The sequence below is a fragment of the Snodgrassella sp. W8135 genome (assembly GCF_016101225.1).
Classification (GTDB): Bacteria; Pseudomonadota; Gammaproteobacteria; order Burkholderiales; family Neisseriaceae; genus Snodgrassella; species Snodgrassella alvi.
In genome coordinates this window covers 1,083,641-1,104,376 of the sequence record NZ_JACFQX010000001.1, presented here as the reverse complement: position 1 = coordinate 1,104,376, position 20,736 = coordinate 1,083,641, and the positions used below count along the sequence as shown (strand labels likewise).

Genomic DNA, 20,736 nt, shown 5'->3' with positions numbered 1-20,736 from the left:
ATTAACTTTGGAGTAGTTATGTCTTACGAAATTAAAGCAGAAATCCGTGAAGCTCAGGGCACTGGTGCGAGCCGCCGCCTGCGTCGCGAAGGTAAAGTACCGGCTGTATTGTACGGCGAAGGTACCGAACCAGTAGCCATTACAGTAGATCATCGTACTTTATGGTACGCACTGGAAAAAGAATCTTTCCATACTGCTATCATCAAACTGGATGTTAATGGCAAAACCTACGACGTTATTGTACGTGATTTCCAGATGCATCCGTTTAAACAACAAGTACAGCACATTGATTTCCAGGCCGTTGATGCAAATAAAGCTATCAATATTCGTGTTCCGCTACACTTGCTGAATGCTGCTATTTCTCCGGCAGAAAAATTGCAAAGTGGTCGTGTGTCTCTGCTGGCTACCAGCGTAGAAGTAAATGCTTTACCGAAAAACATTCCAGCTGTATTGGAACTGGATGTTTCTACCATCAGTGCCGGTGAAATTCGTCACCTGACCGATTTAGTGTTCCCGGAAGGTGTGACCAGCGTTGCATTAAATCGCAATGAAAATCTGGCTATTGCTTCTGCTACTGGTAAAAACAAATAAGCAGTAAAAATCAATACCTGCATCTGATTAGTATTTTACCTAAAAGTAAAATACCATTGAAAACTGAAGTCTGTAGTAACAGACTTCAGTTTTTTTATAGTAATTGGAGTAATAACTCCTAAATTTAAATAATTACAATTTAGCACATATAGCAAAACGTAAAGTTAAATTTGAAAAATCAGAAATAAACGGTCTGCACAAGAAAAATATATAAAAATATTTTATTTCATTCAAATTACGTTTTATAAAATAAGTAATGCATACTAATTATTTTATAAATATATTAATAACATAAAAAAGTCAAAAATATAAAAAAGCTTTCATCTGATTCAACACAGATAAAAGCCTTTTTAGAAATTAATTTAATCAATTATAACGCAGCATCAGGACTTTTTACGGCCTGGTTTTTTGCGTGAACCATTAATACGTGACTTCTGAACGGCAACAGTTTTTGTTTTGTTTAACTTAGTTTTCTTACCAGGTACTTTGCGCGGCTGTTTAACAGTGGCTTTAAGCTGTTTCTGAATATTTTGCGCATTAATTGTCCGGCGATGCTTACCATTATTCGTGCTAATCAGCACCAAATCAATCCGGCTCGTATCCAGATCCGCGCGAGCAACTTTGACTACAACTTTATCACCCAGCTTAAAGCGGATACCACTGCGCTCTCCGACAATGGCCAGCATTTCAGGATGATAATTAAAATAATCTTCACCCAGATCGCTGATATGAACCATACCGTCAATATAAACATTATCTAAAGTAACAAACAAACCAAAATTTGCCATACCAGAAATCGTACCGGAAAAAACCTCACCAATTTTGTCCTGCATATAGTAAGTTTTAAGCCAGTTTTGCACATCGCGGCTGGCATTATCAGCTTTGCGTTCTGCCAGTGAACAATGCACACCCAGTTCAGACCACGACTTTGGCTGATATTGTTTGTGCTGTAAAATAGCCTTAATGGCTCTGTGAACAGTCAGATCAGGATAACGCCTGATTGGTGAAGTGAAATGTGTATATGCCGGATAGGCCAGACCAAAATGGCCAATATTTTGTGGTTCATAAACTGCCTGCTGCATTGAGCGTAACAGCATAATACTGATTACATTCTGATCAGGCCGTTCTTTGATTTTTTCACTTAGTTCCGCATAATCTTTTGGAGTAGGGTTACTACCGCCATTCAGATGTAAACCAAGCAGCGATAATTGCTCACTTAAAGTATTCAGACGCTCACTGGTCGGACCGGCATGATTACGGTATAGAGCAGGATGTTTATGATGCTTGAGAAATTCTGCAGCACAGACATTCGCAGCCAGCATACATTCCTCAATCAGACGATGAGCTTCATTGCGCTCAACCGGTATAATACGTTCAATTTTACCTTGCTGATTGAACAGCATCTGTGTTTCTATACTTTCAAATTCCACAGCACCACGCTGCAGGCGTTTTTTCAGTAAAATCCGATATAGCCGGTATAAACTCAGTACATGTGTTTTCATCGGGTCATCAAACTGGTCATTACTAATCCAGTCCCATGCCTGTGTATAGGTAAGTCGTGCATGTGAGCGCATTACCGCCGGATAAAATTCATAGCTTTTAATATTGCCTGCATAAGTAATCACCATATCGCATACCATGCACAGGCGATCTACATTCGGATTAAGGGAACAGATGCCATTAGATAAATTCTCCGGTAGCATCGGAATAACCCGCCGTGGAAAATAAACACTCGTAGCACGTTCCTGTGCATCCTGATCAATAGCATCATCAGGATGGACATAATGGCTAACATCAGCGATAGCAACTACCAGGCGGTAATTACGACCAATTTTTTCTGCATATACCGCATCATCAAAATCGCGTGCTGTTTCGCCATCAATAGTAATAAGCGGTAGCTCGCGCAGATCTTTTCGGTTTTTTCGCTCATTGGCTTTAACATGGTCAGGTATTTTAGCGGCCTGAGTCATACAGGCCTGACTAAACTGATAGGGTAAATGATGTTTGCGTACTGCAATTTCAATTTCCATACCACTGTCAGCATAATCACCAAGAATTTCTGTAACACGTGCCACAGCTGCCTGAGTTGCATTCGGATAGGACTCAATTTTTGCTACCAGTACCTGACCGGCTTTAGCTTTACCCAAAGAGTCAGGCTGCAACACAATACTTGCTCCCAGACGTTTATCTTCGGGAACGAGCATAGCTATGCCGTGTTCAATTGTGAGTCGTCCTACCACATCTTTGTTAGCTCGTTCGATGACATCCAGTACCTGGCCTTCACGCCGCCCGCGACGGTCAGAACCAGCCGGTCTTACAGTGACAATATCTCCGTTCATTAACCCGCACATCTGGCGAGCGTAGAGAACAAAATCACTACCGTCAGCAGGGTTTAACGGTACAGCAAAACCAAAGTCATCTTTGTGTACTTCAATCCGGCATTTAACCAGCGCAAGTTTATTAGCTACACAAACGGCACCGCGGCGATTAATTAGAATCTGTCCGTCTCGTGCCATAGCATTTAAACGGCGCTCAAAAAAAACTATTTCTTCATTAGTAATATTAAGCTTCTGCGATAATTCAGTCATTTTGACCGGAATACCGACTTTATCTAAAACAGCAATAATCCATTCCCGGCTGGGTAAAGGATTGGAATAACGTTGTAATTCACGTTTTAAATATGGATCTTGATGGCGTAAATCTGATTTTTTTTTCATAGAGTATTGACAATCTCTTTAGAGAATATATAATGCACTTCCTCAGTTAAAGACATACTTTAACTGAAAGTTGCAATATATGCAAAAGCCCAGGTGGCGGAATTGGTAGACGCGCATGGTTCAGGTCCATGTGCCAGCAATGGTGTGGAAGTTCGAGTCTTCTCCTGGGCACCAAATTATTTTCTTTATCTAGTAATATAGACTTCAATCTTCAAAATTTCTTTCCAAAAGCAGTTCAGAATAGTTTTTACTGCAGACTTTCACAAAAGCTTATAAACCTTATAAATTTTGAATATCTGTATCTTAAAGATATACTTTCACATCGGTACAATTGTTTTAAATTAATAAAAATTATTATGACGGACTATATAGCGAGGGCTAAAGCTATAGCGAAGTATACAAATATAAATAATTACATTAATTCCAACTTAAGAGAAGAGAAGGGTTCCTCGAACAGGCTGGGTTGAATAAACGTATTCATAATCGATTTTATTTATTAAAGTGGTAAAAAATAAATATCTTTAAATCTAATACTTAATTAAGAAACCTAAATAAGCTAAATTTGCTAAGAAATAAACTTGAATAAAAGCAATTTAGTAAAGAAGTGATTACTATTAAGTCCAGTTTTCTTTGCTGGTAAATACTTTTCTTTGATAATCAATAGTTATAGTCTGATGTACTAGTAATACTGTTGACAATCCTAGCCAAAAATATATAATGCACAACTTCACAAGCACAACGGTGTTAGTGAATAAGCCCAGGTGGCGGAATTGGTAGACGCGCATGGTTCAGGTCCATGTGCCAGCAATGGTGTGGAAGTTCGAGTCTTCTCCTGGGCACCAGAATTCCAAAAAAGATATCTAATATTTAGATATCTTTTTTTATTTTATAAAACTTAAAATCACTAATAGTCATTTTTTAGAGATTTGCAGATTAGCATAAAATTTGCATACTCAATCTGCATTTGACTTATTAAGTCAAATATCAATTTATTTTGTATCAAATATATAAATAATTTTCAAAATAAAAAACTATTTATGTTCCGTAGCAGGGAGCTGATTAAATGCCCATTCTTTATCCGTGCATACCCGTGCGAGTACTAAGCCTAATGGTAAAGCCAAGACAATAAGCATCGCCTGTGCTCCCCAGTTAATAGCATTAATAATATCGTTTTGCTGTAAAAAATACATAGCGCGAAACATATAAATGCCCGGTACCATAATACAAACTGCCGGTACCGATAAAGCAATACGCGGACATTTACTATGGTGGCTGAAATAAAATGCACTGATACCGACAATAAAAGCTGCTATCAAAGAAGCTGCCTGAATAGGTATATTAGTCAGGTCTATCATTTCCAGCCGTAAAGTATTGGCATACATGCCGATAAAAGCAGTCATTAAAGCAGTTTTTACCGGACTGTTAAAAAGCAGGGAAAAACCAAGTACACCAAAAAAGCTGGCAATCAGACGAAAAAAAGCTGTCCATACCGGGTAGAGATTAGGCGAAAGCATAGCTTCCGGTGCCATATGGATTCCGGCTGCAACTACCCATGCAGCAAAAGTGGCGCAAAAAATTACAGTTATGGCATAACCTACACGCTGAATACCAGATGAAAAATCCAGTTTGGCTAAATCCAGCACTCCGGTTATCAATGGAAAGCCGGGTATCAGAAACAGCATAGAAGCTATATAGCCGGCAGTATGCTGAATATTTACTTTTAGCAAAAGATGGCTACCGCCAATAATCAGAAAATACACACTAGATGCTACAGCTGCGGCCAGCATGGTGACAACAAACTGATTCAGATGTTTATGTAATAGGGTTTTTCTTAGCGCCTGACCAAAACCAGAGGCAAAAAATACACCCAGCATTTCAATCAAACCACCACCGATTAAAAAAGTAAAAGATGAACACGCAACCGCAGCAAACAAAGCTGACTGCCGTAAACTATATAGAGCTGGTTGATTTTCAATTTCTGACAAAGATTTATCAAGAAAGCGAATCAGCTCGCTTTCACTCATTTGCTGATAACGGACCTGTGTTTCTATCAGCAGAGTTTCAAGCAATTGGATATTATTAGTATTAATTCCAACTCCTTGAATCGTGGTAACCTCAGTTTTAAACTGTTTACCATTACGGCAGGTAGAGTTGATTTCAGTAAGCGTAATATGTGCCTGATTTTCCACGCCGAGCATATAAGCAACATGACGCATTGACTGTTTAATGCGATAACTCCCGGTACCTGCTGCCAGACAAATTTTACCAACGCGTAAAACCAGATCCGATTTGATATTTAACTGAAGCTCATCAGAAGAAAGAGGCAAAGACATAATACTTTTTTTATAAAAATAGTAGGCTAGTATTATAACGCTTGTAAGTAGATGTTGCTTAATAAGAAATATTATTTAATTCACTTCCTGGCTACCGTAGCAAATGAATATATTTGGCGTTTCAGATTTAATAATAATTCTCAGGTAGTTTATATGATGATATAGATATGCAAATCAGGAAAAGTAAGACATGTAAATATGATGAAATATTGTATTATGACTGTTAAATGGGCATTGTCATGGCAGGATTTGGCGATTCATTATCTAAAAATGGTTTATAACCAATATATGAGAAATTGCTCAATAAAGATAAAACTAGACAACAGGCTATATTTACATTGTTACTTTATTCGTTGGGATGGTGGTTGAGCAAATTTTTGGAAAAAAGATTCAAAAGCCATTTGTAGTGCATAGTGTAACTTATCCAGATATAGTCAATGCCGTTGTTAAGTGGAAAGATACTAGTTTATAAAATCTAAATACATGAGATTTATTAGATGTCAGTTGCTTTTGAACTAAATATGAAAGATATTTAAACAAAATTACAAAACAATAGGCTAAAAATATCCCTAATTTATTCGAATTTATGAAAAGATTATGATCGTATAAAAATTTAACAGAGCTATTAAAAAGAAAAGATGAAAAAGTTAATTTTTTGAAAAAGGATCAAAATAATGAAGAAAATTTTACTATTTATATTAATATTTATAAGTAACAATGCTTTTAGTAAAATCAGTCTAATAGATGAGATGCTTAATAATCTAGATAATAAAATACAAGCTAATTATATTATTATAAATCAATTATCTGAAATTGTTTTAAAAAGAGATATTGATATTTATCAGTAGGAATGGGAAAAAGAAGTTAATAAAAAATGTAATTGGGTCTATTCTAATATTGATATTTATTTGGTCAGGAAGATAAATTTAGTTATCCATTATGTTTACTGAATGAACAAAATGCTATGATTAATGAATTAATTTTACTAATTAATCATAAAAAATTTTAGTGAATAATGAAATACAACAATATTTTACTAATATTCCAGAACAAAAACAGTATAATATTTATTTTAATTTATTAACGGAAAGATATGCTTTAAAATTTTGTAGTTCACTTTATCCTTCAACTAATATTAAAGAATGTATAAACCGATTTCTGTTGACTCAATATATTCCCGAAGAATATGGATTTATACTCACAGTGGATAAGGGTTATTAGTATGATTCCAAAAATTTATCTGATAAAACAAGAATATATTTGGTTAGGGAGATCAGATAAAATTATTAAGTTATAAAAATAATTTTTATAAAATCGAACATACATCAAAAGAAAATAAGATAATAAAAAATGGCTTCAGTGCTCTGCTATTAATGCTTGTATCTCAGATTAATAATACAAAAAATTTTAATTATTAATTTATAACCGACTCGATATTAAATAACTTAAATTAAGGAGAACATAACGTCTATGTTTAATTGAGATTTCATAAGAGAATTAAATAAAATTGAATAAAGTAAAACTCAAGAAAAAAATTATGCAGCACAAAATATTAAGCAAAAAAATCAGCAATTTATAATCAAAAATCAAAAAACTTCTGCAAATAAAAATTTTTTGAATCAAATGGGAGTCAGCAGATAAAAAAGGCAAATTTTATTATTAGATTATAGTGGGTAAGTAGGTAATTTAATTAAGTTAGCAGCGATTTTACAATATTTACAGCATGAATGAATGTATATGCTTTGTTCGCCGCACAATAAAACAATCCTATACTTACTACTACTTTTAAGTAATTTAGAGTTACAAAGTTATATACTGGGGTATGGTATTTCTCTTAATAAAAAAAGTAAGCAGCTTTTCCTCTAAGGAATAAGCTGCTTTTGTTTAAACAAAAAATCTATTGATTAATCTGTGCTGTTAGTTCGCGGGTTTCATGAAAACGAATATCCGGCCAGCGTTCTTCTGTCAGAGACAGGTTTACACGGTTGGGAGCCAGATAGGTTAGGTTACCACCTGCATCTGTAGCAAGATTAAGTATGTTGGCTTTTTCAAATTCAGCCAGTTTTTTCCGGTCAGAGCAGGATACCCAGCGTGCTGACCAGATGCTGACAGATTCAAATACGGCATCAACGCCATATTCGTTGGCGAGACGGGCAGTAACCACTTCAAACTGCAATACACCTACAGCACCGAGTATTAGATCGCCGCCATTGTGGGGTCTGAATACCTGTACTGCACCTTCTTCACCAAGTTGTTGTAATCCTTTTTGCAGCTGTTTCATTTTCAGCGGATTTTTAATTCTCACAGCACGAAACAGTTCCGGTGCAAAAAACGGAATGCCGGTAAAGGTGAGGCGTTCTCCTTCGGTGAAGCTGTCACCAATCTGGATGTTACCGTGATTAGGGATACCGATAATATCACCAGCAAAAGCCTCTTCAACCAGTTCACGGGTATGTGACATGAAGGTGACAACACTGGATGCAGCAATGTCTCGGTTAAGGCGCAAGTGTTTGATTTTCATGCCCCGGGTAAATTCACCGGAACACACGCGCAAAAAAGCGATACGGTCGCGATGCTTGGCATCCATATTGGCCTGTATTTTGAATACAAAACCGGAAAATTTGTTTTCAGTTGGTTCGACCACACGCTCAAGTGTTTCTCTGGGCTGCGGAGCCGGTGCCCAGTCAATCAATGCATTGAGGATTTCCTGAATACCGAAATTGTTGATAGCTGAACCAAAGAAGACAGGTGTCAGCTCACCACGCAAAAATGCGTCTAAATCAAATTCATTTGAAGCTGCCTGCACGAGCTCAATTTCTTCGCGCAGTTGCTGAATTTCTATCGGAAAGAGCTCATCCAGTCGGGAATTATTGATACCTTTGACTACATCAAATTCATGAGGCAGCTTCTCGCCACCTGCTTCAAAGAGGTAAATCTCATCATTCAGGATGTGATAGACACCTTTGAAATTTTTTCCCATACCAATCGGCCAGGTAATCGGAGCGCAGCGGATGTGCAGTATGTTTTCAACTTCATCGAGCAGTTCAAGTGAGTCGCGAACTTCGCGGTCATATTTGTTCATGAAGGTAATAATCGGTGTGTCACGCAGGCGACAAACATTTAAAAGTTTGATTGTTTGTGCTTCTACGCCTTTGGCAGCATCGATAACCATCAAGGCACTGTCAACGGCAGTGAGTACGCGATAAGTATCTTCAGAAAAATCTTCGTGGCCGGGTGTATCAAGCAGGTTAACAACATGTTGACGATAATCAAACTGCATCACAGATGAGGCTACGGAAATACCACGCTGTTTTTCGATTTCCATCCAGTCTGATGTGGCAAATTTACCGGATTTTTTTCCTTTTACTGTACCTGCAGAGAGGATAGCTCCTGAAAACAGTAGCAGTTTTTCTGTTAGGGTGGTTTTACCGGCATCCGGATGGGAAATAATCGCAAATGTGCGGCGTCGTGCCGCTTCCTGGGCAATCTGACTCATGATTTTTATATTCTGAAAACAATAAAAACAAGACGGCTGTGGCCGTCTTGTAAAGAGATACATATTGTAGCACAGGTTGATATGAAATCTGTTAATTGGATATTTTAGTGCTGTTAATCATAATTTTTTATGAATATAAATTTTGTTTATCGGCTGTTTACCTGTGATTTAAACCGGTTAGTCATTAGCTGTGGAAAAAAAGCATTTTTTTATTATTAAAACTTGGTTGTTACATTTTAGCTGCGCCTGGGCAGCATTGTGTTTAATAATAGCCAGTGCCAGTGAAACTGAGTCTTTTTGTACCTGATTGATAATCAGCCCCGCTTCTTCATTGTTGCTATCATATATGCTGTCTCCGTCGGAAAGCGGGGTAGTACTTTCAATAAGTACCAAGCCGCGTTTTACCTGACCGCGGTACTGGGCCCGAGCGATAATTTCCTGTCCTGGATAACATCCTTTTTTAAAATGCACGGCACCGATAAGCTGCTGATTGAGCATTTGTGCCACACATGTTTCTGTGGTGGCTGCACTAATCCATGGATTGCCGCAGGTAATTTCATGAGTTTTCCATGCTAGGGCATTTTCTGTATTCAGTGGTGGTAGTTGATCGATTTTGCCGATACTGACCAAAGAGTGATCTGGCAGTTGTATATGCCAGATCTGATTTGTCATCGTTGCTGATAAAACGTATTGAGGTTGTTCTGGTGTATTTGATACAGGAATATCATTTGGTAAACAAACTGCTACACCCCATTCAGGTAAGGTTTCTAATTTTACTTTGCTGCGCAAAATGTACATTTGCAATTTTTTCTGTAGTGTTTCACACAGATCGGCTGCAGCAATCAGAATAATATCGTCTTCTCTGTTAAGTAGAAGCATATTGGCGATGACACGGCCTTTAGCTGTGTTGTAAGTTGCCAGACATGCCTGTCCTTCTGCAAGATGGTTGATGTCATTTGAAAGTTGATTATGCAAAAATGTGGTGCGATCTTCGCCGCTAACCCGAATAAGGCCGAAAAAGGGCATCAGGGTAGATGCTGTGTGTGTCATGTATAAATCCTAATTAATCGTTTTGCTTATTATAAGGTTGGAATTTTTAATATACAAAATAAAAGCTCCGTCCAGAGAAGGTACGGAGCTTTGATAAGGGGCTAAAGAGCAGAGAGGATCATTTTCCTTCTACTTTGGCTTTAAGCTGCTGATACATATCAGGATGCTCAGTTTTAAGCAGTTCAGCCACTTCCATGTTTACGCGATTAAGTTTGCTTAATTCCAATTGTTCAACATGTACCAAGCGAACCAGTTCACGAACTGGCTTCGGGATATTACGACCTGCTTCATAACGGGAACCACCAGACTGAGTAACGCCAACCTGACTCCAGAACTCAATCTGATTCAGACCAAGTTTTTTACGGATTTCGCGCACATTGTTAATAGGCTTGAATGCTTTCATGATTTTTATACCTTAAAAAGCGAGTTGTCTATGTTTAGTTGAATTAATTAATATGGTCATTCACAGATAATTATTTATTTTGATAAAAATTTATCAATAAATGTTATGAAAAATGTTTTACCATTATGCATAATTATCTATGGACATCAATATTATCACAATTGTTTTTACATTCAATACAATATTGCTATTGTTTTATCAAAATGCGGTATAACAGGATAATACAAATTTATTTTAATTAAACTAAATTAAGATTTATTGCCTTATATCAGATATTCGTGCAGCTTAAATGTAAATTTATGATATTTTAAGGTGAATTAGGGTTTACCTGTTAATGGACTAACTGTGAGTATTTCATAGCCGTCATCAGTAACCAATACCTCGTGTTCCCATTGTGCAGAGAGTTTGTGGTCTTTGGTTACAACAGTCCATCCGTCACCTAATATACGCAAATGACGTTTACCTTGATTAACCATTGGTTCGATTGTGAATATCATACCGGGTTGCAATTTTAATCCTGTATGACGACGACCATAATGCAACACTTGTGGTTCTTCATGGAATCCGCGTCCGACCCCATGTCCGCAAAATTCCTGCACCATGGAGTAACCTGCATTTTCTGCTACTTGCTGGCAGGCGTAACCAATATCCCCAAGTGTCGCGCCCGGCTTAACTACAGAAATACCGGCCATCATACTCTGGTGAGTGATGTTAATGAGACGGCGTGCCTGAGGGCTGATTTCTCCGACAGCATACATGCGGCTTGAGTCGCCATGAAAACCATCTTTGATAATGGTGACATCTATATTTAATATATCGCCATTTTTTAGTGGTTTATCATCAGGTATGCCGTGACAGATTACATGGTTAACAGAAGTACAGCATGACTTGGGAAATGGCGGGTTGCCATAACCTAACGGGGCAGGATAGCCGCCCTGAACATTGATATGGTAATCATGAATCAGACGATCAATTTCATTGGTGGTGATTCCCGGTTTGATAAACTGGCCTATGTAGTCAAGAGCTTCGGCAGCCAGCCGGCCAGCAACACGCATTGCAGCAATTTCTTCTGCATTCTTAATAATCACGGCCATGATTTTTCCTTTTAGGGTAATTAAAACAATTCAGTTAATGTGTACAATAATTTAAGCATTGACCAGTAAACTTAGTTCATCAGCAATGTTTTGTTTACGCATAAGGCTTTCACCGATAAGAAAAGTGTTAACCTGATGCTGTTGCATCATATGAATATCGTTTGTGGTGAAAATACCACTTTCTGTCACAATAGTTTTTCCGGTTAATGCAGGCAGAAGTTTGATAGTTTGTTGTAAATCTACTTCGAAAGTACGCAGATTACGATTGTTTACTCCCCATAGCGGGGTACGCATATTAATGCATTTTTCAAGTTCGTCTTCGTTATGAATTTCGAGTAATACAGTCATACCCAGCTCGTGAGCAATGGCTTCATATTCGGTTAACTGGGTACGGCTTAATGCTGCTGCAATAAGTAAGATTGCATCTGCATTGTATGCCCGGGACTGGTATACCTGATAGACATCTATGATGAAATCTTTGCGCAGTACCGGCAGATTGCAGGCATTGCGTGCGAGATTCAGATAGCCAAGGTTACCCTGAAAATAGTTTTTGTCTGTTAATACAGACATGCAGGCTGCGCCACCAAGCTGATAATCTCTGGCAATTTTTTCTGGTGAAAAATCAGGACGAATCAGTCCTTTAGACGGGCTAGCTTTTTTAACTTCGGCAATAATGGCAGCTTTTCCCTGATGATGTTTTGTATGTATTGCTTCAAGAAAAGGACGCGCAGGGGCTTGGTCATAGGCTTTTGCCCGCACTTCAGCCAGTGATTCAGCCGTTTTGGCTGTAACCATTTCGGTTTTTTTTGTGGCAATAATTTTATTTAAGATATCACTCATGGTTTTTTTTGTCCGAAGTTACATGCTGAAGCTGAATTAATGAAAAAAGTGAAAGGTGAATTGTGTGAAGAAAGAAGTAAGGGTTCAGGATGCTGTATCTTCACTAATTTCCGTTTTCAATACCTGAAAAATAGCGCGGAAAGCTTTTGGTGGCTTTCCTGCTGCCTGTTCCTTACGGGCATTGCGGATTAATGTACGCAGATTATTGATATCAATATGCGGATAGCGGCTGATAATTTCAGTAAGGCTGCTGTCATCGGAAATTAAACGATCACGCAGATTTTCCAGCCTTTGTAAATAAGCATTGTGTGCACTGTTTTCGCCTTTGAGGCGAGCCAGATAATCACTAATTGGTTTGGTATCGGTTTCGCGCATCAGACGACCGATAAACTGAGCCTGACGTTTCAGTGCGCTGTTGGAGGTAATTTTCTGATAGCTTAATACTGCCTGTAATAAATCCTCTGACAAATTTATTTTTTTCAGTGTATCAGCAGACAGTTTAGTTAGCTCCATACCTAATTGCTGCAAATCATTCATTTGCTTTTTCAATTGGGTTTTACTTACCCATTCTTCGTCTGCACGGGACTGACTGTCTGTATTACTGTTCATATATGTATGTATTACGTGTATATCGGAATTTCAAGTATCTATTTTAGCAAAAAATCCATATCATTTCAGTTGACATGTATGTTTAACTGCTGCCAGTGCTGAAATCAGCATGTTAGAATGCAGGCTTCTTCGCATGAGAGTAGATTAATGTTTCATCATAGTGCCGATCAGTTACAGGAGCTGTGCCAGCAGGCAATAAATAAAGCCAGAAAGCAGGGAGCCAGTTCTGTTGAAATTGATATCAGTGAATCTGCGGGTCAGAATGTACAGGTACGCCAGCAGAATGTCGAACATATTGAGTATCAGCAGGATAAATCTCTGGATGTAACTGTTTATGTGGGACAGGCTAAAGGGCGTGCAAGTACTGCTGATTTTAGTAATAAGGCAATTGACGAAGTCATCGGAGCAGCTTTGAATATTGCCCGTTTTACTGCTCAGGATGATTGCGCCGGTTTGGCGGATGCGGCATTACTGGCAACGGAATTCGGTGATACAGAATCTTTTTTCCCCTGGCGGCTGTCTGCTGATGAAGCAATTGAGATTGGTATAAAAACCGAACAGGCAGCACTTGATACGGATGAGCGTATCAAAAACTCCGAAGGAGCAGAAGTACAGACTGATCATTATCAGTTTGTGTATGCCAACAGTAATGATTTTTGTGCTTATCAGCGCGGCAGCAGGCACAGTATTTCCTGTAGTGTGGTGGCTGCGGACGCTTCTGGAATGCAGCGTGATTATTGGTACGATTTAGCGCGTGATGCACGAGATCTTGCTGATGCTGAAATTATCGGACAGACAGCGGCAACACGTACAGTACGGCGTCTGGATGGCATGTCTGTGGCTACAGGAAAATATCCGGTAATTTTTGATACTACTATAGCCGGTAGTCTAATTGGTCATCTGGTAGGTGCACTGAGTGGTAGTGCGTTATATCGGCAAACCAGTTTTCTGGTGGATAGCCTTGGTAAACAGATTATGGCGCCCTGGGTATGTCTTACAGAGAAACCACATGTGAAAAAAGCGCTTGCCAGTACATATTTTGATGCTGAGGGTGTAGCCACACATGACCGTACTGTTATCAATGATGGCTCTGTTGAGGGTTATTTTCTTGGCAGTTACAGTGCGCGTAAGTTAGGTATGCGCACCACTGGAAATGCCGGTGGTGTTCATAATTTATATCTTAATCATACACATGCCAGTCAGGACGATTTATTGAAAACAATGGGAACCGGTTTATTGGTTACTGAGTTGATGGGGCAGGGTGTAAATGTTATTACAGGTGACTATTCGCGAGGCGCGGCAGGTTTCTGGGTGGAAAACGGTGTGATTGCCTATCCGGTAGAGGGTATTACAATTGCTTCATGTTTACAGGAAATGTTTATGACGATGGTTGGTGCAGCAGATGATGCGTTAAGGCGCAGTACGCATAAAGTTGGATCTATTCTGATAGATAATATGACTATTGCTGGTACCTGAAACGTAAATGATTATGGGAATTTGTTTGATTAATAGACGGGCAGAAAGTAGAAATGTTTGGTAACTGTCTGCTTAAAAGGATTGAAAATGAGCTTCCGTAAAGCATTGTGGTGTGTATTTTTTCTGGCTGTACTTTGTGCAGCTGGTTCTTTTGTTGGTCAGTATGTTCTGGGTATGAACCCGTGTGTGCTGTGTATTGTTCAGCGTGTTGCGGTTATTGCCACTGCGCTTCTGGCATTTTTGTGTGCCTGCTGTCCGAACCGCAACTGTATTGAGCGGGTGATAAATGCTATTGTGGTCAGTCTGGCACCCATAGGCGGACTGGGTGTAGCTGTATATCAGATATATATTCAGCATCTGCCATTGATGGATCAGCCATCCTGTGGCGCACCATGGACTTTCCGTCTGCGTGATGCGCCATTGTTTCATTGGTATGAACCGATTATTCGCGGTACAGGTAATTGTGGTGAGGTTCAGAAAATTTTACTGATACCTTTACCGATATGGAGTGCGTTATTTTTTACAGCCGTATTGATTTGGGTCTGGGTATGGTTTTGGCGTAGCCGTAAGAGCTAAAACCGAGCTGAGTTTCCTGCTGAAAACAGATTTGTTCGAATGAATGCTATGGTATGAATGCTAGATTTTTACTGAAGACTATTAGTCATATAACACTGGCCGGGTTTCTGCTATACAGTCTGTCTGCATGTAAGGACAGTGGCGGATGGTCTGGCGGAGATGATAATTCACCGAATGACAGCAGCAGAATATTAAATCAGCCTTCTCAGATAAGCAGGCTAATACCTGCTCGTGTAAAAGAACGAGATGCGTGGGCTGTGGATATTAGCCGGATCATGGATGAGCTGAAAATCAGTAAAACACAGGAAAATGTATGTAGTGTAATTGCCGTTGTAGATCAGGAGTCAAATTTTGTTGCTAATCCAACTGTTCCGGATCTTGGTAATAAAGCAATTAAAGCTTTTCAGACAGAAGTGCCGCAAAAATTTGTCAGACAGTTCGGACCTGCTCTGGGACCGGCAGTTTCACGCTATTTTACTTCAGTGCTGGTTAATGAACCCAGCAAAGAAAACAGTTTCCTGATACAGATGCGTACGGTTAAAACCGAACAGCAGCTGGATTTAATTTACCGGCAGATATTTGCTTATGTTTCAAAGCAATTTTATGCAGATTCAATTACCAATGCCGCAGCTAAATTTATGGGAAAGGATATCGGAGAAGATAATAATCCGATTACAACAATTGGTTCAATGCAGGTATCAGTAAAATACGCACGTGAACATCAGCGCGATAATGCTTCGGTAAATGAATTACGTGATTATATGTATACACGTGAAGGTGGTTTATATTATGGTATTCACCGGCTAATGAAGTATCCAGCAGCCTATGATAATGCTCAATATCGTTTTGCTGATTATAATTCCGGCATGTATTCAAGCCGTAATGCGGCTTTTCAGCAAGATATAAATAAACTGCTTAATGCAGATATGGCACTGGATGGAGATTTATTGCTGTATGATAAAGATGATAAGGCGCAATCAATGCCAAGTCAGACTGAAACTGCACTGAATCAGTTATTTGCCGATCATGGTATGCCAATGAAACCGGAACAGATACGTGCAGATTTATTACAGGAAAAACAGGCAGAATTTGAAAATACATCCACCTATCAGAATGTAATTACTTTATATAAGCAACAGTTCGGTAAGAATCCGCCATATGCCATTATGCCACAGGTTGTAATTAGCGGACCAAAGTTAAGCAAAGATTATAATACCAACTGGTATGCTACTAATGTCACACGTCGTTATGAAACTTGTATGCGGCATGGTGGAGGGACCGGACGCCATCGTAAAAGATAAATTCAAACATAAAAAAGCCAGTATATGAATATACTGGCTTTTTTATCGGATTAGCCCTGATTTTTTTGTTTTGCTTCAAGGATTTCCCAACGTTCAAGTTTTTCCAGCAGCAGCTCTTCAATTTCAGCAATACGTGTTTGCCATTCAGTTGCCAGTTTATAGTCATTTTTGAATATTTCCGGATCGGAAAGTTTATTATTCAGCTCTTGTTGTTCTGCTTCGAGAGCAGCAAGCTTGTCGGGTAAGCTGGCGAGTTCACGCTGTTCGTTGTAGGAAAGTTTATCGTTGCGCCGGCTTTTTTGCCGGCTTTTATCTGGATTACTGGTATTTTTGCTTGTTGTGGGCGCTGGTGTTAGTAAACTTTGTTCACGTTTTTGGGCGTCAATAAAATCCTGATAACCGCCTATGTATTCTTTTAACTGACCATGACCTTTGAAAACTATGGATTGAGTAACTACATTATCCAGAAAAGTACGATCGTGGCTGACAAGAAATACAGTGCCGTTATAATCCCGCAATAACTCTTCCAGTAATTCCTGCGTATCAATGTCCAGATCATTTGTTGGTTCATCAAGTACCAGAATGTTGGCCGGACGAGTAAATAGTTTGGCCAGTAATAGCCTGTTGCGCTCGCCACCAGAAAGTGATTTGACTTCACTACGAACTCTGGCCGGAGAAAACAGAAATTCTTCAAGATAACCAATTACGTGTTTACGCTGACCGCCAATATCAATGTAATCATTACCCTGACCTATAGTATCAAAAACAGTATCATTTTCATTTAATGCACTACGAAACTGATCGAAATAGGCAACTTCCTGACGTGAACCCAGCCGAATTTTGCCTGAGGTTGGCTGTAATTCACCTAAAATCAATTTTAAAAAGGTGGTTTTGCCAACACCATTTGATCCTATCAGACCAATTTTGTCACCGCGCTGAATAACACAGGAGAAATCACGCATAATAAGGTGTTCACCATAAGCAAATCCGGCATGTTCAAGCTCTGCTATAATTTTCCCGCTGGCTTCACCGCGATTTAAATTAAAGCTGACCTGACCCTGCACCTCACGACGGGCAGCGCGTTCGCGACGCAGTTGTTCCAGTCGTTTAACCCGTCCCTGGTTACGTGTGCGGCGTGCTTCAATTCCTTTGCGAATCCAAGCTTCTTCCTGAGCATGAAATTTATCAAAAAGCCGGTTATGTTCTGCTTCAACAGCCAGTTCCTGTGCTTTTTTTTCACTATAAGCACTAAAACTTCCCGGGTAGCTACGTAAATGTCCGCGGTCTAATTCGATGATACGCGTAGCTACACGATCCAGAAAGCGTCGGTCATGTGTTACGACAATCAGGCTGCCGGCAAAATTGCCTAGCAGATTTTCCATCCATTCTATCGCTTCAATATCCAGATGGTTGGTTGGTTCATCCAGTAACAGGATATCAGGTTTTTGTACCCATGCCTGAGCCAGAGCAACACGCTTTTTCTGACCGCCGCTTAAATTGCCGATCAATTCGTTTTCCGGCAGTTGTAATTCACTTAAGGTTTGTGCAATTAAGGCATCAAATTGCCAGCCGTTACGGTTTTCCAGCTCATTTTGTAATTCAGTTAACCGATTCAGACTGGCTTCATCACCAATATTCTGGCTGAGCTCATGATACTCACGTAATAGATTTTGCAGTTCACCCAACCCTTGGGCTATGGTGTCAAATACAGTGGTCTGAGGGTCAAAAAAAGACTCCTGCGGAACATACACAACTTTTTGGTTGTTTTGGATGGTCAACAATCCATCATCCAGTTTCTGTACCCGGGCCAGAATTTTTAGTAATGTGGATTTCCCGGCACCATTGCGACCAATAAAGCCTATTTTTTCACCTGCATCCATTTGCAGAGATGCATGATCCAGTAAGGGGTGGTGACCTACAGCAAAGCAGGCATTATCGAGTGACAGAATACTCATGATTAAAACGGATATGTTCTGATATCAATGATGAAAACGAGTGTATTGTATCAGTTTAACAGTTAATATGTTGCTATTGTCCTGTATATAGAATAATTAAAAAATCCGGCATTTTTTGTCTGGCTGACCTTTACCATCAAAAAAATGATTTTCTTCATCGCAGCGGCTGGTACTGCTTTGACAGATAAATATTCTGCCATCCTGATTTAGTTTGATAATTCGGGGTTCAGCTTCAGTATTAATGGCTACAGCTTTAAGTGTGAAATGCTCTTCACGAGCAAAACTTGGGTTCCCTTGTATACGAAAACAGAAATGCTGATTTTTACTGACAGGTAATTCAGGCCAGTTGTGCTTGTTTTGTTTATAACTTAGATGTTTCTGATAATGTCCGGCAAGAAATTGACCATTAATCAGCAGTGCCGCCTTCGCCTGATTTAATCGTGCCTGTAACTGATGCTGACGATAATATGGATAAGCTATAACGGTTAATATGATGATAACAGCCAGAGTAACCAGAAGCTGAAGCATGCTGTAGCCCTGTATATTTTTGCGGGTAGACTGCGGATGATATCTGATTGGTAATTGATGGAATATACGAACCATTATGGAATAAAAACAATCAATATTTTAGTATAATATTATATATAAATATATTTATTTTGTATATTTTATTTATTTAAATGATGAATTAATTGTAAATTATTGAAATTTTATAAATACATTATATAAATATGATTGGCTTAATTATGTTATGCATATTAAATTATTATATGCTCAGAAATAATAATCTGATATTGAGAATTAAATTACTTTTGTCGATATTGTAAAAATAAAAATTTTTATTTTTACAAACAGTACGGCAAACTTTGTGCTGATTTCTGCAACGACGATAAAAAACGGGCAAATAATGCCCGTTTCAGAAACATGATCAGTGATGGAATTATCTAGGATGTAAGCTTTCCATCCGAATCATGGTAACTGGGGATAACACCCGTGGTAATGCCTGAATTCTGGCCATTGACTGTTTGATAAAACGTTCTTTGGTTGAATGTGTCAGGATAACAATTTCGGCAGATTCCTTATTAATCATACCTTTTTGGATGAGAGCCTCAATAGAAATATTTTCTGCAGCAAGAATATTCGCAATTTCTCCCAGCACCCCCGGTTCATCGCAGGCAGATACACGCAGATAATAACTGCTGGTGATTTCATCCATTGGCAGAATGGAGATATTTTGTAATGAATTAGACTGAAAAGCCAGATAGGGAACCCGGTAGCTGGCTTCAGCATTCTGTAATCGGGTTACATCAATAATATCAGCCATTACCGCACTGGCAGTTGGGCCGGCACCAGCACCAGCACCATAATAGAGTGTCTGCCCGATCATATCTGCCTGAACAGATACAGCATTCATAACTCCTTCTACTTTTGCCAGTAATCGGCTTTCAGGGATTAAAGTAGGGTGTACACGCAGCTCGATACCTTGCGGAGTTTTGCGGGTAATACCAAGTAATTTAATGCGATAGCCTAGTTCCTCAGCATAACAGATGTCCAGCCTTTCCAGATGACTGATGCCTTCCAGATAACACTGGCTAAAATTAATCGGGGTTCCGAATGCCAGTGCGGAAATAATACTTAATTTATGACCAGCATCATGACCTTCAATATCGAATGTAGGATCGGCTTCTGCATAACCTAGTTCTTGTGCTTGTTTTAATGCTTCCGGAAAGGTGCTGCCTCGGGTACGCATTTCACTCAGAATGAAATTACTGGTGCCATTGATAATGCCGGCAATAGATTCGATATGGTTGGCAGCCAGCCCCTCACGTAAAGCTTTAATAATGGGAATACCGCCGGCAACTGCAGCTTCATACATCACCATTACATTGTGTTCAGAAGCCAGTCGGAAAATTTCGTTACCGTACTCTGCCAGTAGTTTTTTATTGGCTGTAACGATGTGTTTTCCGTTTTTGATTGCCTGAATCACAGCGTCTTTAGCTATTGTTGTACCGCCAATCAGTTCTACCACAACATCAACATCAGTTGCATTTACTACTTCAAATACATCATCACTAACAAAAGTGCTGTTACCGCATATTTCCCGGGTACGTTCAATATTACGACTTGCTGCACGGGTAATAATTAATTCGCGACCGAGCCGGCGGGTAATTTCATCCGCATTATTCTGTAATAACTTGACGGTACCACCACCTACTGTGCCGACGCCCAGCAAGCCTATACGCAGAGGCTGCATGTTTACTCCTTCAAATAGACAAATTTAATTTATGGACTGCC

The 20,736-nt window shown here is 39.2% G+C and carries 15 protein-coding genes and 2 tRNA genes; 6 read left to right on the top strand and 11 right to left on the bottom strand.

The window, feature by feature from the left end:
* The first annotated feature begins 18 nt into the window (after positions 1-18).
* Positions 19-591, top strand: coding sequence for a 50S ribosomal protein L25/general stress protein Ctc (locus H3T75_RS04930; protein ID WP_025330605.1), 573 nt, complete (start codon positions 19-21; stop codon positions 589-591).
* Between the two features lie 383 nt (positions 592-974).
* Here the strand turns inward: H3T75_RS04930 and rnr are convergent, their stop codons facing one another.
* Complete coding sequence (rnr, locus tag H3T75_RS04925) at positions 975-3,308, bottom strand: ribonuclease R (protein WP_198211178.1); 2,334 nt, start codon at positions 3,306-3,308, stop codon at positions 975-977.
* Positions 3,309-3,395: 87 nt separating this feature from the next.
* On the opposite strand from rnr, the gene H3T75_RS04920 reads away from it, so the two are divergent.
* Together H3T75_RS04920 and H3T75_RS04915 are read left to right on the top strand one after the other, a co-directional pair.
* Positions 3,396-3,482, top strand: a tRNA-Leu gene (locus H3T75_RS04920).
* A gap of 581 nt (positions 3,483-4,063) precedes the next feature.
* Positions 4,064-4,150: transfer RNA gene (locus H3T75_RS04915), tRNA-Leu, on the top strand.
* 189 nt (positions 4,151-4,339) lie between these two features.
* Here the strand turns inward: H3T75_RS04915 and H3T75_RS04910 are convergent.
* From H3T75_RS04910 to yjgA, 7 genes are all read right to left on the bottom strand, one after another.
* The gene (locus H3T75_RS04910) at positions 4,340-5,641 is read right to left on the bottom strand and encodes a threonine/serine exporter ThrE family protein (protein WP_198211177.1); all 1,302 of its coding nucleotides are present in this window, start codon (positions 5,639-5,641) and stop codon (positions 4,340-4,342) included.
* A gap of 1,897 nt (positions 5,642-7,538) precedes the next feature.
* Positions 7,539-9,137 carry a peptide chain release factor 3 gene (locus tag H3T75_RS04905; protein ID WP_198211176.1) on the bottom strand — a complete coding sequence of 533 codons (1,599 nt, stop codon included), beginning with the start codon at positions 9,135-9,137 and terminating at the stop codon, positions 7,539-7,541.
* A 177-nt stretch (positions 9,138-9,314) separates the two neighbouring features.
* Positions 9,315-10,187 (bottom strand): folate-binding protein YgfZ, encoded by an 873-nt coding sequence (locus H3T75_RS04900; protein WP_198211175.1) that lies wholly within the window; start codon positions 10,185-10,187, stop codon positions 9,315-9,317.
* A 118-nt stretch (positions 10,188-10,305) separates the two neighbouring features.
* Positions 10,306-10,590: a DNA-binding transcriptional regulator gene (locus H3T75_RS04895; RefSeq protein WP_025330612.1), complete on the bottom strand. Its 285-nt coding sequence runs from the start codon at positions 10,588-10,590 to the stop codon at positions 10,306-10,308.
* A gap of 317 nt (positions 10,591-10,907) precedes the next feature.
* Entirely contained in the window at positions 10,908-11,684 is a 777-nt protein-coding gene (gene map / locus H3T75_RS04890) for a type I methionyl aminopeptidase (RefSeq protein WP_025330613.1), read from the bottom strand.
* Positions 11,685-11,735: 51 nt separating this feature from the next.
* Positions 11,736-12,524 (bottom strand): indole-3-glycerol phosphate synthase TrpC, encoded by a 789-nt coding sequence (gene trpC, locus H3T75_RS04885; protein WP_025330614.1) that lies wholly within the window; start codon positions 12,522-12,524, stop codon positions 11,736-11,738.
* Between the two features lie 84 nt (positions 12,525-12,608).
* Positions 12,609-13,133, bottom strand: a complete 525-nt coding sequence (yjgA, locus tag H3T75_RS04880) for a ribosome biogenesis factor YjgA (protein WP_025330615.1) — start codon at positions 13,131-13,133, stop codon at positions 12,609-12,611.
* Positions 13,134-13,250: 117 nt separating this feature from the next.
* Between yjgA and pmbA the strand changes: the two genes are divergently transcribed.
* From pmbA to H3T75_RS04865, 3 genes are all read left to right on the top strand, one after another.
* Entirely contained in the window at positions 13,251-14,609 is a 1,359-nt protein-coding gene (gene pmbA / locus H3T75_RS04875) for a metalloprotease PmbA (RefSeq protein ID WP_232339907.1), read from the top strand.
* A gap of 87 nt (positions 14,610-14,696) precedes the next feature.
* On the top strand, positions 14,697-15,185 hold the full coding sequence (locus H3T75_RS04870) for a disulfide bond formation protein B (protein WP_100126361.1): 489 nt from the start codon (positions 14,697-14,699) through the stop codon (positions 15,183-15,185).
* Between the two features lie 53 nt (positions 15,186-15,238).
* A complete protein-coding gene (locus tag H3T75_RS04865) occupies positions 15,239-16,486 on the top strand; it encodes a DUF1615 domain-containing protein (RefSeq protein WP_084551550.1) in 1,248 nt (415 codons plus the stop codon).
* Positions 16,487-16,536: 50 nt separating this feature from the next.
* Here the strand turns inward: H3T75_RS04865 and H3T75_RS04860 are convergent, their stop codons facing one another.
* From H3T75_RS04860 to H3T75_RS04850, 3 genes are all read right to left on the bottom strand, one after another.
* Positions 16,537-18,441, bottom strand: a complete 1,905-nt coding sequence (locus tag H3T75_RS04860) for an ATP-binding cassette domain-containing protein (RefSeq protein ID WP_198211174.1) — start codon at positions 18,439-18,441, stop codon at positions 16,537-16,539.
* A gap of 96 nt (positions 18,442-18,537) precedes the next feature.
* Positions 18,538-18,969, bottom strand: a complete 432-nt coding sequence (locus H3T75_RS04855; protein ID WP_172349929.1) for a type IV pilin protein — start codon at positions 18,967-18,969, stop codon at positions 18,538-18,540.
* Between the two features lie 412 nt (positions 18,970-19,381).
* The gene (locus tag H3T75_RS04850) at positions 19,382-20,695 is read right to left on the bottom strand and encodes a homoserine dehydrogenase (protein ID WP_198211173.1); all 1,314 of its coding nucleotides are present in this window, start codon (positions 20,693-20,695) and stop codon (positions 19,382-19,384) included.
* Between the last annotated feature and the right edge of the window lie 41 nt (positions 20,696-20,736).